The sequence below is a fragment of the Kitasatospora sp. NPDC092286 genome (assembly GCF_044755565.1).
Lineage (GTDB): Bacteria > Actinomycetota > Actinomycetes > Streptomycetales > Streptomycetaceae > Kitasatospora.
The window spans coordinates 70,749-83,443 of record NZ_JBIVRD010000038.1; the positions used below are offsets into that span (position 1 = coordinate 70,749).

Sequence of the window (12,695 nt, forward strand, 5' to 3'; positions counted from 1 at the left end):
GGACGAGCCGACGGCGCTCGCTCATTCGAAGGACGGCTTGCGGTCTCGGCTCCGCTTGAGCTCGAAGAAGCCGTCCGTCTCCGCGACGGCGACCAAGCCGTCCCATAGCCGTCCGGCGGCTTCACCGCGGGGAGCCGGCGTGACGACGGGGCCGAACAGGGCCGTGCCGCGGATGCGCAGTACGGGTGTTCCGACGTCGAGGCCGACCTCGTCGAATGCCTCATGGTGCGAGTCCTTGATGAACTGGTCGAACCCCGTGCTGGTGGCAGCCGCTGCAAGTAACTCGGGAAGGCCGACTTCCGCCAGGGCCTCGGTGATGACCGTGGGATCGTCGCGGCGCCTGTGGTTGTGCAGCCGCGTGCCGATGGCCGTGTACAGGGCCCCGAGCACGGCGGGGCTGTCGTGCTCGGCGGCTGCGGCGCAGACCCGCACCGGGCCCCAGGCCTTCGTCATCAGCTCCCGGTAGTCGTCGCTGAGCCCCTTACCCTCGCGCTGGACGAGGTTCAGGTAAGACAGTGACATGATCCGCCAGTCGGCCTGCACCGGCCGGATCTTCTCCACCTCCAGCAGCCAGCGCGAGGTGATCCATGCCCAGGGGCACAGCGGGTCGAACCAGAACGGGACCGTTTCGCGGTCCAGTTGTGTGTCGGTCATCAGATCAGCACCATCTTCTCCCGGAGTGGTTGGGCTGCGTTTCTGGCCCAGGGGCCGTCAGAGGTCGAAGAGCCCGCCTTGGACGGGCACATTGCACTTGGCCGTGCGCCCTGCGATCTTCACCAGAGCCGCGAGGTCGCTGAGGCGCCCGCTCTCGTCCGCGAGGGTGACGAGCCGCAGGAACACCTGCGCGGTGACGTCGACGTCGGCGTATGCCCTGTGTCGGTCCGCCGGCTGCTGGATGGAGAAGTGCGCGAGCAGGGTGTCGAGCTTGTAGTTCACCAGTCCCGGGATGAGCTGCTTGGCCAGCGGGATCGTGTCGAGGAGGTCGACGCGGGCCAGCACCGGGCAGTGCTCGCGCTGGTTGTAGATCACATTGGCCTCGGTGGCGGCGTGCTGGGCCACCAGCAGGTACGGGGTGCCGGCCGTGAACCGCCTGTCCAGCGCCCCCAGCGCTTCGGCGGGTGTGGGAGCCTGCCGCAGTTGCTCGGCCGTCAGCCCGGTCTGGGCGGTATCGGCCGGCGTCACCGGGGCGAACGCGGGCGGCCGGATCAGGGACGCGCTTGTTCCCCTCTGCGCCCATCCGCCGCCCTCGTGGCGCAGAGCGCGAGCGGCGACCTCGATCGGCTGGGCCGGGTGGCCCGTCGGCGTCGTCGTCTCGAAATCGATGACCACGAACGTCATCGCTCGGAAGGCAGGGTCGTCGGTCAGGCTTCCCACGTCTCCACCGTTCTCGCGAGGTCCGCACCGGTGCCGACCGGCGCCCGGCATGCCCACACGAGCATGTCAGAAAACCAGCCGTTCTGATGAACCGTCACTTGCCGATGATCTCGGTGACGGCACGGGTGACGGTCTCCAGGGCCGGCGCGTCCCACAGGCGCTCGCCCGTCCACGCCTCGCTCAGGGACCGGTACAGGTCCGTCATCACCGGCACGAACGCGGGCGGGAGCGGGGCCGGCTGCGGCCACTGGCTCCTGGGTACGCCCTCGGCGATCAGTCTGCTGACCGGGATCTCGTGTCCTGAACCGACGTACCAGTCCCGCAGGACCTGCTTGCCGCAGTGCACGCCGTTGAACATCATGCGGCTCTCGTCCGGAGTGCCGGGGCTGTCGGCGAGCACCAACTCCTGATCGCCCGCCACCAGGTACTCGACCTTGCCGTCGCAGTGGCTCAGCCCGATCTTGGCCGCGTGCCCGGTCAGCACCTCGTTGACCTTGACGGTGGTCTCGCGCATGGCCTCGAACTGCTCGTCGTCCAAGCCGGCGAGACGCTGGGCCTCTCCAGGGGCGATGAACCGGTTGACGTCTTCGCGGGTGGTCGCGTACTCGATGAACGGTCGTTCCAGCTTCTCACCGACCACAGGGATCACGTGCAGACCGACGTCGGCCGGAGTCAGTTCACCGGCGGCCAGTCGCCGGTGAACTGAGCTTCCCGGCGGGAGCTCGTTGCGGAAGAGGACCTGGAGGGGGATGAGGTAGTTGCCCTGCTCCGGGGTGAAGGGGCGGGCGGTGAGGTCCGGGAGGCGCGCGAGAGTGAACTCGATCCGGTTCGGGGCGATGAAGCGGCGGAAGTGGGTCCGCATACCGGCCGCCTCAAGCATCGCGAAGTTGGCGACGGCCATGTGGCAGACCGCCTCGCCCTTGCCGGGGATCGGGTCCGGCATCCGGCCGTAGTGGAAGACGGTGTAGTTGTCCGTGTACTCGAAGATGCCGACGCCTTCCCTGGTTGCGGTGGGCGGTTCGACGATTTGCAGGTCCTTGGTCGAGTGGAGGACGGGCATCATGCTCCTCGGGTTCGACGGCATCGTGCCGTCATCGGGCGGGATCTGCGGATCGGGGCGGTGCGGTGACCGGCGGTGCCGCGGCGTCGCGGCCCCCGGCGGGTGAGCTGTCCGCAGCACCGACGGGAGCCAGGTGGCCGCCGATCACCGTGAACACCCGCATGCCGGCCGCGCGGGCGGAGGCAATGCCGTCTGGAGCGTCGTCTACCGCGAGGCAGTTGCTCGCCGAGACCCCCAGGCGTCGGGCAGCCGCGAGGAACAGCTCCGGGTCCGGCTTGCCGTTCGTGGCGTCCTCGCGTGCGACGACGGCCGCGAACTCGTGCGTCAGGCCCAGAACGTTGAGACCGGGTTCGACGAGCAACCGGCTTGCGCCCGACGCCACGGCGCAGGGCAGCCGGGCACGGCGCGCCACGCTCAGGAGCGCGACGACGCACGCGATCGACGTGATCGTGTGGACGGCGGCCAGCAGGTGGGCGTGGCTCTTCGCGATGATCTCGTTGTAGGGCAGCGGCATGCCGCCGGGCAGGGCCGCCAGGAGGTCGCGGATGGACAGCCCAACGTGCTGGCGGTACCAGTCGTGATCCAGGTCGATGCCGTGCGGCAGAAGAGCCGTACGCAGTGCCTCCTCATGACCTCCGGTGGTGTCGGCGAGAGTTCCGTCGAAGTCGAGAATCAGTGCCTCGACGCCGCGGGGGATCGCGGGAACACAACGCTCCGGGCAGGGCTGCTCGGTGCGGGACGAGTGCCGAAGCTCCGCGCTCATGCCGACTGAATCTCGGCGAGCCGGCCGCAGCAGGTGCACGCCGCTCCCGGGCCCTGCCACGGCTCCACCATGCAGCCCAGGCCGCCGCCGACACCTTCGATCCACGCCCGGATCTGCTCGGCCGCCTCGTACTCGTTGATGTGGCGTCGGTCCACGACCCGGTAGCGGTCCGGATCGGTAGCGGCCAGCCACTCGAAGAGCGTGCACGCCTCGCGCATGAACGTGGCCTGTTCGGTGGTGAAAACGCACTGGTCCCGCCGTTGCGCGCGTTCCAGGGCCTTCGAGGCGTCGTCGGTGACCAGGACCGTGAGGTCCGGCAGCGGCCGGTAGGAGGAGGCGAGGCCCAGTAGGGCGACCGCCGTCTGGAGAGCGGCGTCCAGGTCGCCGGGGTGCAGCAGCAGTGCCTGACACACGGCGGTGGTGTCCACGCTGCGGCCCTCAACGACGACACGGCCGCTGGACAGTTCGGGTAGGACGGTGTCCAGGTCGTGTCGCTTGATGGCCATGAGGATCAGCGCCTCGGTCATGGGGGTGCCGCCGCGCAGGAACGGGTCGCCCGCGCTGGCCTCGCGCAGCGAGCGCAGCAGGGCCTCGCCCAGACCCGGGCGCCCGTTGGCCCGCTGGGAGAACTCGTCCAGCATCAGCGGCTTGGCGCCGAGCCCTTCGACGGCGCGGTTGGTGAGGTACGTCTTGCCGACTCCGTTGAGACCCTCGGCGGAGATCAGCGGGCCGCGGGTGCAGGCAGGGAGTTGCGGTGTGATCGTCATGCGGCGGCATCCGTTCGGCGGCGAAGGCGGGGAAATGCCGGGGGGGGTGTTTCGGTCGGTGTGGACTCCGGGCTGTCGGTCACGTGCGCCATGCGGCGGCCTCCCGGATGATGACGGCGGCGTAGTGGTTCAACGCCGCTTCGTCGTCGCGTTCGGTGAGGACCAGCGCGAGGGTGCGGTCCAGGATCTGACCGGTACCGCGGCACAGCTTCCGGTCCGTGCTGGTGAACATGGGCCGGGTGTCGCACGGCACCAGTCGGAAGGTGCCGGTGGAGTTCGGCACTTCCTGCTGGGCGAGGTGCTCGGCGAATGCCCGGGGGCTCGGCAGGCCGATGTGGAAGAGCGGGGCGTAGTGGTTCCACGTCTCGTCGCTGGCCGGCTGCAGCGGCGTGAGTCCGCGGGCGTTGTCCAAGGCGCGCATCAGGTACGCGGTCTGGGCGCGGCGGTGCTCCAGCAAGGCCGGGAATCTGCGCAGGTTGGCGTGGGCGAGCGCGGCGAGCGGTTCGGCCAGGCGCCCATTGAGGGCGATCCGTTCCTGAGGGTGGCTGCCGGCCGGGGGCTGGAGCCAGTGGCTGCGGAAGGCCCTGGCGTGGGCAGCGAGCTGGCTGTCGTCGGCCAGGACGAAGCCGCCCTCACCGCTCCAGAGGATCTTGCCGTCTTTCAGGCTGAAACACCCGGCCGCGCCGACCGTTCCCGCCGTGGCACCGGCGCGCGACGTCCCCGCAGCCTGGGCGGCGTCCTCAACGATGGCGATCCCATGCTCGGAGGCGAAGGCGCGCAGGCTGGCCGGGTCGCCCATTCTGCCCCACAGGTGCACCGGAACGATCGCTCTGGTGCGGGCCGTGACCTTGGCGGCGGCGTCGGCGAAGTCCAGATCGAGCGTCGAGGGGTCACTGTCGATGAACACCGCTGTGGCGCCGAGCAGTACGACAGGCGCGGCGGTCATGACGACGGTCAGGGCCGGCACCAGAACCTCGTCGCCCGGCCCGATCCCGATCGCGGACAGCGCGGCGTGAAGTGCCGTCGTGCCGGAGGACACCGCGATCGCGTGTCGGCTGGAGAACGCGTCGGCGAGGTCGTGCTCCAACCCGCTGGTGAACTCGGCTCCGGCCGGGGCAGGCATGCTGGCCAGCGCAGCCAGCATGCCCTCGCAGAGGCCCTGCGCCGAGGGGAGCGGCGGCAAACCGGTCATGTCGCCTCCCGGGAGAGGAGGCGGGGCATGCCGAGCACGAGCGGGCCCATGTTCACGCAGTCCCGGGAGAAGTGGGAGCAGTCCGTGCACGTCGGGCGGTCGGCGAACAGGGTCCGCGCGTCGGCGTCGACGATGGTGCGCTGCTCCTGGGGTGGTGCGGCGGCGATCCGCCGGTCGGAGGGGCAGTCCCACACCGAGCCGTCGGGCTGGATGAAGAAGAGCTGGGCTCCGCCGAAGCAGTCCTCGACCCGGCCGCTGTCCTGGGTGGAGATCGAGGCGACGAACTGCCGCATGTAGTCGGGGCCGGGGATGGTGAGCCCGCCGGGGTCCTGTTGGAGGCGGCGCAGTTCGTCCTCGACCACGGGCACGTCGCTGGGAGTGTGGCAGCGCTCGTCGAAGAGCTTGTGGCCGGGCGGGAGGGAGATGGGCTGCGGGACGTAGTAGTCGACGCCGATCTCGCACGCGAGGTGGGAGACGTCGGTGATCTCGTGGGGGCGGTCGCGGATGACCACGGTGTAGATGCCGACCCGGGGACTGGGCCCGGAGCCTCGCTCGCTCAGCAGGGTGCGGATACCGGCCAGGACTTCGCGGTGGCCGACCCGGCCGGACCGGGAGGGCCGCAGCCGGTCGTTGGTGGTCGCGTCCGCGCTGTCGAGGGACACCGAGACCCCGTCGACGCCGAGTTCCACGAGCCGCCGGGCGATGCCGGACCGGGTGAGCGGCACGCCGTTGGTCGCTACGACGACCTCGCACCCGGTTTCCTTGATCGTCTTGATCAGGCTGAGGGTGGGCAGCCAGTCCAGCGGCTCACCGCCGGCGAGGATGATCCGTTCAACCGGCGAGCCGGCCAGGGTCTGCGCGAACGCCTCCATGACGGTGCGGTCGAGGTCGCGGACAGGGATGTGGGACAGCATTCCCGGGCCTTCCGGGGGCGCCTCCTTGTGCTCCTCCAGCTCCCCGAAGTAGCAGTGCGGGCAGCCGAACGAGCAGGGGGAGCGCAGGGCCCACAGCAGAGTGACGTCACGAGGCACGGTCGACCTCCCAGTGCGCCACGATGGCGCGGACGGTGTCCTCGACGGCCTTGCCGGTCTCTTCCCGGTCGTAGCCGGTCACGTCGATCACGGTGAACCGGTCCGGCTCGGCGGCGGCCAGCTCCTGGTACAGTTGCTCGGTCTGCTCGATCACTTTCAGGGCGCTTGCCGGGAGAGTGCGGCCGATCCGGGCGGCGAACCGGGCCGTACACACCTCGCGGTCGCCGGTCAGCAGGAGGGTGGCGTCAGGCATCGACCGCCACTGGCGGGCGGTGGCCAGGATCTGTTCAGCCACCACCCGGGCGGGCGTTGCCCGATGCTCGGTGTGCAGGATCGCCCCCTGGCACACGGCTACGCTGTCCACGCCGCGGTCCTCGACGATCACGTCGACGCCGTCCAGCAGCTCGGGGGTGAGGCGCTCGACCTCACGGAACTTGAGCGCCAGCAGCGCCAGCGTCTCCACGATCGGGTGCCCAGTCCGCAAGCAGACGTCACCATCCGCGGAGAGGGCGGCGATAACCCGGCCGGGCAGGGTGTCGGCGGCCTGGTCGGTCAGCTCATCCAGCCGCAGGCACCGCGAGCCGAGCGAGGCAGCCGTCGCGCGGACCGCGGTAGTCTTCCCGACTCCGTTGATACCCTCCACGCTCACCCACAGCGGCCGGTCCGAATCGTCCGAGGTGCGGCGTGGACCGGGAACCGTGATGACGGTCATGCCGGCCTCCGGCACACGAACAGCAGCTCGGTCGCCCGGTCGGGCACGGCGACGGACGACACCGTGTCCAGCAGCGCCTTCGGCACCCAGGCGGCCAGGTCGCGGTACCAGTCGACCGCGCCGGTCCCGTACCGCTCCGCGAGCTCGGCGGCCACCTCGTCCGGCTCGGGCGGCAGCAGCCCCATCACGTCATCCACGACCAGGCCGGCGGCTTCGACGGCGCGCACGACCTCCTCACGCGACCACTCGTACACGTGGACCCGGTACTGCAACGGGCGCGGCGGCGGCCCGAACGCCTGCGGCGTGGACAGGTACAACACTCCCCCAGGGGCGAGCGCGGCCCCCGTGGCGGCCAGACTCTTCACGCCGAGTTCGTACGGCAGGTGCTCCAGCGCCGAGGTGTACAGCGCGACGTCGAACGGCGGAAGCTGGGGCCACGGGTCGGAGACGTCGCACTCGACGAAGTCGACGGGGAACGGGCTGCCGTACTCCTCCCGCAGACCGGCCAGGCGCGCGCGGGCCTCGGCGAGGTTGTCCGGGCTGATGTCGAGACCGATATAGCGGGCGATCTTCGGCGCGTACCTGTGCAGTAGCGGCAGGGCCAGTCCACGGCCGCAGCAGACGTCGAGCACGTTCGCGCCGTCCGCGCACCGCTCGGTGACGATGAGGTGCTGCATCAGGTTCATCAGGCCGGACGGCTTCGCCTCGCCTCGTGCGAGCGCGGAGTAGAAGTCGTCCATCTGGTTGGTGCTGTACGGGCCGATCATCGGCGTGCCCGGCCGGGTGCGGGACTGCTCGTCCAGTTCAGCGCTCATGCTGTTGTCCCTCCCAGGGGAAGACGATCCAGGTGTCGTTCAGCGATGCGATGTAGTCGATGACGCGCTGGGGCTCGGCCTCCCGTGTCCAGTTGGCCCGGTTCACGGTGAGGACCGCAGTGCGCAGCCGGGCGGTGCCGAGGTCGCGGAGCATGTCCACCGTGTGGGCCAGGGTCGCGCCGCTGCCGGCGATGTCGTCGACGAGCAACACGTCCAGGCCCGCGAGTTCGCCGAGCGAGGCGGGGTTGCGGGTGGTCGGCAGCGTGGTCTTGGCGGCGTTGATGCCGTCGCTGGTGGTGTGGGTGACCTCGACGCTCCGCACGTCGCGAACCCCGAGACGATGGGCGAGCCACACCGCTGGGATCATGCCGCCGCGCACGATGCCCACCACGACCTGCGGCACCCCCGCAGCCGCCACCTGCTCGGCGAGGGTCCGTGTCGCGGCGCCGATGTCGTCCCACGTCAGGTGCAGGGGCCCGGACCCGTCAGCACCGTACGTCGACGGCGTCGGTGATGTGGCCATGGGATTCACCTCCTTCTTGGTCTTCTTGCCGAACGGGGATCAGGCCGTGTGCTGTTGGACGGCGGCGAGGGTGAGGAACTGCTGAGTGAGCACCGGGTCGCTGGCGAACCCACCGCCGGTGTGGACCGTGGTGGTCCGGGCGTCCTCCATCCGCACACCGCGCATGCTCATGCACAGGTGCAGGCCACGTACGACGACCGCGACGTCCTCGCGTCCGATCAAGCCGGTGAGGTGCTCGGCGAACTGCCGTGTGAAGCGCTCCTGGACCTGGAGCCGGCCGGCGAAGTGCTGGGCGATCCGCCCGAACTTCGACAGGCCCACCACCTCCCCGTCCGGCACGTACCCGGCGCTGACCTGGAGGTTCATGGGCAGCATGTGGTGCTCGCACAGCGACCACACGCTCATGCCGCCCACGATAACCAGCTGACCGCTCAGCTGGGACTCGGCGAAGCAGGTCGCTACCGCGCTGTCGTCCGGGGACAGGAAGGTGCTCCACCAAGCGGCGACACGCTCCGGTGTGTCGGCCAGACCGTCGCGGGTGGGGTCCTCGCCCAGCTCAACCAGCAGCTGGGCGATCAGGTTGGCGACCCGGCCGGTGTCGATGGCCGGGGCGGGCCGGCCGGGCGCGGGCACCGCGGCGCTCAGGGCCGCCTCTGAGGCGGCAACGGAGATCGCCATGGACTCATCTCGCTTTCTGGGGGGTGCGGGCACGGATGGGTGCGTACGGTCAGCGGCCTCGGGCGTCCGCGAAGGCCAGCACGTGCAGCCGGACGGTGAAGTACCAGTGCCGGGCCGCTACCGCGTCCGCGAGGACCCGGGTCGCCTCGGTGACCGCCTGCGCGGTGGTGCCCTCCGGCATCACCCACACCGGCGCGAGCCGGTGGGTGATGGCCAGCTCGGCGATCCGGTCAAGGTCTGCCACCGAGGAAGCGACGAACTTGAACACCGCCCGCCCGGACGCCGCGAACGCCTCCAACGCAGAGGGCACGATGCTCTTGCCCTCCTCCACGCCGAAGCTTGCGAGCTTGGGCGACACGTTGAACCGGGCCCCGTCGACCATCAGCTCCGGCGAGGGTGCGATGGTGCCGTTCGTCTCGAACTCCACCCGCTTCCCGGCGGCCAGCAGCTCCCGCACGAGTTCCACCAAGCGCGCCTGCTGGATCAGCGGCTCACCGCCGGTGATCACGACCAGCTCGACCGGCGAGGACGCGGCCCAGGCGACCAGGGCCGCCACCGTCCGTTTCGTCGACTCCTTGCGCGGGTCGAACCGGGTCCAGTCCCAGGTGAATTTCGTGTCGCACTTCACGCAGGTCAGGTTGCACCGGGACAGGCGGATGAACAGTGCGGGGTGCCCGCAGCTCGGGCCCTCGCCCTGGAAGGTCGGCACCTCGGCGCCGAAGCACTCCGCGACGATCAGCCCGGACGCCGTGTCGTCCGTCGCGGGTCCGACGGTGATCGGCTGGGGTGTGGTCACTTCCCCTCCACGTCGAAACGGGCCCAGCTGCTCTCGGTCTCGCGGACGGCGATGGCGACCAGGCGGCTGGGAACCTTCGGCTGGAGGTTCTGGATGAACCAGCCGGCCAGGAACTGGGCCAGGCGCTCCGAGGTCGGCTCGAAGGGGAGGATCTCGTGCAGGTTGCGGTGATCCAGCTCGGTGTCGAGGAACGTCTTGAACGGGCCGAGGGCGCCGAAGTCCGTGACAAAGCCGGGCTCCTCCAGCCCGGGGGCGGTGAGGATGACCTCGACCTCGTAGCTGTGGCCGTGCTGTCGGGAGCACTTGTGCTCGGGCGGCAGCCCGAGCAGTCGGTGGCCGGCCTCGAAGGCGAACCTCTTGCCGATGGTGAAGACCCCAGGCGGCATGGGGACGGAACCGAAGTCGTTACCACGCTGATCACCATTGGCGGATGAGAGCTTCATGACTTCACCGCCTCCTCTCGCACGAGTGCGCCCGGAATCACAGTGGCCGGATCGGCGTGCAGCCCCCAACCGGGCCTCGTTATGCTGCGCATGATCTTCAGGGCGGCCATTCCCTGGACGATGGACTGGCCGTCGAGGGTGACCTCAGCGCCGATACGCTCACCGAGGCGCAGCATCAGGCGCTTGAGGTGCTGCTGGTCCATGGCGTCCAGCAGGCGTGTCGCCGCGTCCAGAGCCTCATTCGACGACGGGTTGACGACACCGACCGCTACTAATCCGGTAGTCATCTGGGGAGAACCTCCTCGATTGCGATCAAGACGCAGATCACCTTCCCGCCGGGGAGGGGATGGGCGCGACCTCGAACGACTCGGATAGCGCCGCCGCGAGTTCCAACCCTCGGCCGCTCTCATCCTCGGGGCTGGCCTGCCGGCGCCTGGGGGCGCGGAGCCAGTGTCCGCAACCCCGATGCGGAGTAATCCACTTGAAGGAGTGAACAGGGTTAAGCGTACGGGGCGTTGGGTGTGCAGAACTCCGCTGGTGACGAGTTCACTGACGATGAGTTCGACGGTCTCCGTCGGCACCTTGAAACACTCGTAGGCGCTCCTGACAAACCGGCGGGCCTTGGAGGCGGACAGCTCTACCGCAGGGAACTGGCACGACACGAACACGTGAGCATATCTGTCTTTCAGGGCCAGCACGACTGCCTCCATCACCTGGGGGTACAGCTGTCGAGGCGCACGACATGATCACCGACAGTGAGACGATGACCGCGCTGCGTGGCGATGACGAGTGTGCACCCGGTCGCGCCGCGCGCGCAACCCCAATGGGTAACCCAATGGGGTTGCCCTTGAATCTTGCAACACTCCCGTTGGCGCTGGAGACTGACGGCAAGCCAGAAGGGAGAAACCGAGTGCCCCCGCACTTCTCACCGATCACCGCCGGCGCTCTGGGCGTTGAGCTGGGAGCCCTCCGCGGCGCACTCCTGCTGCGCGAGGTAGCCAAGGGGACCGGGCTCGACGCCAGCGACATCAGCAAATGGGAGAACGGCAGCAAGCTCATCTCAGAGCGATCCCTGGAACGTCTACTCGACTTCTATGACGTACAGGAGGAGCGCCGCCAACGCCTGCTGAACCTGCGGGAGAGCGCGACCAAGGTCCACTGGTGGGCACCTTTCCGCGAGATCCTCGATCACCAGATGGTCGGTGAGATCGAGGTCGAGGCCAAGGCGGCTCTCTTGGAGGAGATCGTCGACGACTGTTTCGGCTACCTCCTCCAGCATCCGAACGCTCGCCAGGAGAACGCCCAGTACTACTGGAAACAGCCGAGCCCCGACGATGCGGAGCTGTGGCTGGAAGTCCATCGTCGCCGACAACAGCGGTTGTTCGATAACCCACCCCTGCGCGTACACACGCTCGTCCACGAGTTGGCGTTCGAGCGCTCGACCGACCCGGATGTGATGATTCATCAGCTGACGCTTCTCAGGGACCTGACAGCCCAGGGTCATGTTGTCCTGCACGTCATCCCCAAGACGTCGGGCGCCGCGGGCAGGGCATTCTTCCGGGTCAAGCGGTACAGCTTCGACGAGGAAGATGCACCAACGTACGTGTTCTCCGAGGCACTCACCGCTGGGACTGTGCAAGAGTCGGAGCGCGAAGAGATCCGCTTCAAGCGAGCCTGGGCCCGCCTGTCCGCGCTCGCTCTCTCGCCCGAAGAGTCCAACGACCTTCTGCACCGACGTCTGAAAGACTGGCAGTGACGATGTCCCACGACCCATACGCCCACGACGGCACCGAGAGCATCACGGCCCGGGTGAAGTCGTTCGCTTCCAATGGCAACACCGGATGCTTGACGATCAAGCGGTTCCGTGACGGCTGTCTGGAACTCGGCGATGACAAGCCCGGCCACGAGAACGACCAGATTCGCCTGACGCCGGAGACGTGGTCGGCTGCCCACCGCGCCTTCGAGACGAAGGAGCCACCGTTCGCCGAGTTCTACGACGCCGGCACCACCGAGGGCGCCGCGCTCAACCTGACGATCAAGCGACTTCCGGACGGCGGTGTGGAACTCCGTGACAGCACCGACGGCCACGCGGACGACAAGATCGTCCTTAATCAGGACGAGTGGTCCGCTGTGCATCGCGCTCGGGAAGGTGACCAGCCGGAGTTCGCCGAGTTCTACGACGCTGAGCACACCGAGGGCACGGCCGCTCTCTAGACTCCGCGCGCTGCCACTGTCACGGCGCACGGAACGCGGCGTCGACCCCCCGCACCGTTCGACTTTGGTGCGGGGCCGACGCCTTCTCCGCCCTCGTCGTACCCGCGAGGACGACGTCTACGTCTACGCGGCCTTCCCGCCGCTGGGTCAACCACCAGCCAAACGCTGGATGGGGCGGACGCAGACGGCCCCATCAGGCGGTCGACGTGCCGCGCGAGCCGCCCACGCCTAGCCTCCGTGTTTCGGTTCGCGTCGGCTGATCTGGGGTGATCCCTGTGTCGAAGGTCGCGGGGCTGCCGTCGGATGTTGGGCATGCCGAGGGCCCGG

16 protein-coding genes are annotated in these 12,695 nt (G+C 69.1%); 2 read left to right on the forward strand and 14 right to left on the reverse strand.

Annotation, left to right across the window (positions count from 1 at the left end; all coding sequences use genetic code 11):
* Nucleotides 1-21: 21 nt before the first annotated feature.
* The 14 genes from ACIQIB_RS30785 to ACIQIB_RS30850 all read right to left on the reverse strand — a co-directional run bounded on the left by ACIQIB_RS30785 (nucleotide 22) and on the right by ACIQIB_RS30850 (nucleotide 10,441).
* A complete protein-coding gene (locus tag ACIQIB_RS30785) occupies nucleotides 22-654 on the reverse strand; it encodes a disulfide bond formation protein DsbA (protein ID WP_400762017.1) in 633 nt (210 codons plus the stop codon).
* 57 nt (nucleotides 655-711) lie between these two features.
* Nucleotides 712-1,374 carry a PolC-type DNA polymerase III gene (locus ACIQIB_RS30790; protein ID WP_400762019.1) on the reverse strand — a complete coding sequence of 221 codons (663 nt, stop codon included), beginning with the start codon at nucleotides 1,372-1,374 and terminating at the stop codon, nucleotides 712-714.
* A 94-nt stretch (nucleotides 1,375-1,468) separates the two neighbouring features.
* On the reverse strand, nucleotides 1,469-2,458 hold the full coding sequence (locus ACIQIB_RS30795; RefSeq protein WP_400762020.1) for a phosphoribosylaminoimidazolesuccinocarboxamide synthase: 990 nt from the start codon (nucleotides 2,456-2,458) through the stop codon (nucleotides 1,469-1,471).
* A 7-nt stretch (nucleotides 2,459-2,465) separates the two neighbouring features.
* Nucleotides 2,466-3,197, reverse strand: a complete 732-nt coding sequence (locus tag ACIQIB_RS30800; protein ID WP_400762022.1) for an HAD family hydrolase — start codon at nucleotides 3,195-3,197, stop codon at nucleotides 2,466-2,468.
* Complete coding sequence (locus tag ACIQIB_RS30805; RefSeq protein WP_400762024.1) at nucleotides 3,194-3,964, reverse strand: dTMP kinase; 771 nt, start codon at nucleotides 3,962-3,964, stop codon at nucleotides 3,194-3,196. The genes ACIQIB_RS30800 and ACIQIB_RS30805 overlap by 4 nt, the downstream gene beginning before the upstream one ends.
* Before the next feature lie 79 nt (nucleotides 3,965-4,043).
* Nucleotides 4,044-5,156, reverse strand: a complete 1,113-nt coding sequence (locus ACIQIB_RS30810; RefSeq protein WP_400762026.1) for a DegT/DnrJ/EryC1/StrS family aminotransferase — start codon at nucleotides 5,154-5,156, stop codon at nucleotides 4,044-4,046.
* A complete protein-coding gene (locus ACIQIB_RS30815; protein WP_400762028.1) occupies nucleotides 5,153-6,187 on the reverse strand; it encodes a radical SAM protein in 1,035 nt (344 codons plus the stop codon). The genes ACIQIB_RS30810 and ACIQIB_RS30815 overlap by 4 nt, the downstream gene beginning before the upstream one ends.
* Complete coding sequence (locus ACIQIB_RS30820; RefSeq protein ID WP_400762029.1) at nucleotides 6,177-6,899, reverse strand: dTMP kinase; 723 nt, start codon at nucleotides 6,897-6,899, stop codon at nucleotides 6,177-6,179. The genes ACIQIB_RS30815 and ACIQIB_RS30820 overlap by 11 nt, the downstream gene beginning before the upstream one ends.
* Nucleotides 6,896-7,714 carry a class I SAM-dependent methyltransferase gene (locus ACIQIB_RS30825; protein ID WP_400762031.1) on the reverse strand — a complete coding sequence of 273 codons (819 nt, stop codon included), beginning with the start codon at nucleotides 7,712-7,714 and terminating at the stop codon, nucleotides 6,896-6,898. Before ACIQIB_RS30825 ends, ACIQIB_RS30820 begins: the two co-directional genes overlap by 4 nt.
* Nucleotides 7,704-8,237: a phosphoribosyltransferase gene (locus ACIQIB_RS30830; protein ID WP_400762033.1), complete on the reverse strand. Its 534-nt coding sequence runs from the start codon at nucleotides 8,235-8,237 to the stop codon at nucleotides 7,704-7,706. The genes ACIQIB_RS30825 and ACIQIB_RS30830 overlap by 11 nt, the downstream gene beginning before the upstream one ends.
* A gap of 39 nt (nucleotides 8,238-8,276) precedes the next feature.
* A complete protein-coding gene (folE, locus tag ACIQIB_RS30835) occupies nucleotides 8,277-8,915 on the reverse strand; it encodes a GTP cyclohydrolase I (RefSeq protein WP_400762034.1) in 639 nt (212 codons plus the stop codon).
* 49 nt (nucleotides 8,916-8,964) lie between these two features.
* Nucleotides 8,965-9,711, reverse strand: coding sequence for a 7-carboxy-7-deazaguanine synthase QueE (locus ACIQIB_RS30840; protein ID WP_400762036.1), 747 nt, complete (start codon nucleotides 9,709-9,711; stop codon nucleotides 8,965-8,967).
* Nucleotides 9,708-10,154, reverse strand: coding sequence for a 6-pyruvoyl trahydropterin synthase family protein (locus ACIQIB_RS30845; RefSeq protein WP_400762038.1), 447 nt, complete (start codon nucleotides 10,152-10,154; stop codon nucleotides 9,708-9,710). Before ACIQIB_RS30845 ends, ACIQIB_RS30840 begins: the two co-directional genes overlap by 4 nt.
* Nucleotides 10,151-10,441, reverse strand: coding sequence for a hypothetical protein (locus ACIQIB_RS30850; RefSeq protein WP_400762040.1), 291 nt, complete (start codon nucleotides 10,439-10,441; stop codon nucleotides 10,151-10,153). Before ACIQIB_RS30850 ends, ACIQIB_RS30845 begins: the two co-directional genes overlap by 4 nt.
* 455 nt (nucleotides 10,442-10,896) lie before the next feature.
* Here ACIQIB_RS30850 and ACIQIB_RS30855 point away from each other — a divergent pair, with 455 nt between their 5' ends.
* On the forward strand, nucleotides 10,897-11,910 hold the full coding sequence (locus tag ACIQIB_RS30855; protein WP_400762041.1) for a Scr1 family TA system antitoxin-like transcriptional regulator: 1,014 nt from the start codon (nucleotides 10,897-10,899) through the stop codon (nucleotides 11,908-11,910).
* Nucleotides 11,907-12,368 carry a hypothetical protein gene (locus tag ACIQIB_RS30860; RefSeq protein ID WP_400762043.1) on the forward strand — a complete coding sequence of 154 codons (462 nt, stop codon included), beginning with the start codon at nucleotides 11,907-11,909 and terminating at the stop codon, nucleotides 12,366-12,368. The genes ACIQIB_RS30855 and ACIQIB_RS30860 overlap by 4 nt, the downstream gene beginning before the upstream one ends.
* Nucleotides 12,369-12,695: the final 327 nt, after the last annotated feature.

Excerpts from the sequence above, each read along its gene's own strand:
- ACIQIB_RS30785 (WP_400762017.1), bottom strand. The coding sequence starts at position 654 with ATGACCGACACACAACTGGACCGCGAAACGGTCCCGTTCTGGTTCGAC.
- ACIQIB_RS30795 (WP_400762020.1), bottom strand. The coding sequence starts at position 2,458 with ATGCCGTCGAACCCGAGGAGCATGATGCCCGTCCTCCACTCGACCAAG.
- ACIQIB_RS30800 (WP_400762022.1), bottom strand. The coding sequence starts at position 3,197 with ATGAGCGCGGAGCTTCGGCACTCGTCCCGCACCGAGCAGCCCTGCCCG.
- ACIQIB_RS30805 (WP_400762024.1), bottom strand. The coding sequence starts at position 3,964 with ATGACGATCACACCGCAACTCCCTGCCTGCACCCGCGGCCCGCTGATC.
- ACIQIB_RS30810 (WP_400762026.1), bottom strand. The coding sequence starts at position 5,156 with ATGACCGGTTTGCCGCCGCTCCCCTCGGCGCAGGGCCTCTGCGAGGGC.
- ACIQIB_RS30820 (WP_400762029.1), bottom strand. The coding sequence starts at position 6,899 with ATGACCGTCATCACGGTTCCCGGTCCACGCCGCACCTCGGACGATTCG.
- ACIQIB_RS30825 (WP_400762031.1), bottom strand. The coding sequence starts at position 7,714 with ATGAGCGCTGAACTGGACGAGCAGTCCCGCACCCGGCCGGGCACGCCG.
- ACIQIB_RS30830 (WP_400762033.1), bottom strand. The coding sequence starts at position 8,237 with ATGGCCACATCACCGACGCCGTCGACGTACGGTGCTGACGGGTCCGGG.
- folE (WP_400762034.1), bottom strand. The coding sequence starts at position 8,915 with ATGGCGATCTCCGTTGCCGCCTCAGAGGCGGCCCTGAGCGCCGCGGTG.
- ACIQIB_RS30845 (WP_400762038.1), bottom strand. The coding sequence starts at position 10,154 with ATGAAGCTCTCATCCGCCAATGGTGATCAGCGTGGTAACGACTTCGGT.
- ACIQIB_RS30850 (WP_400762040.1), bottom strand. The coding sequence starts at position 10,441 with ATGACTACCGGATTAGTAGCGGTCGGTGTCGTCAACCCGTCGTCGAAT.
- ACIQIB_RS30855 (WP_400762041.1), top strand. The coding sequence starts at position 10,897 with ATGATCACCGACAGTGAGACGATGACCGCGCTGCGTGGCGATGACGAG.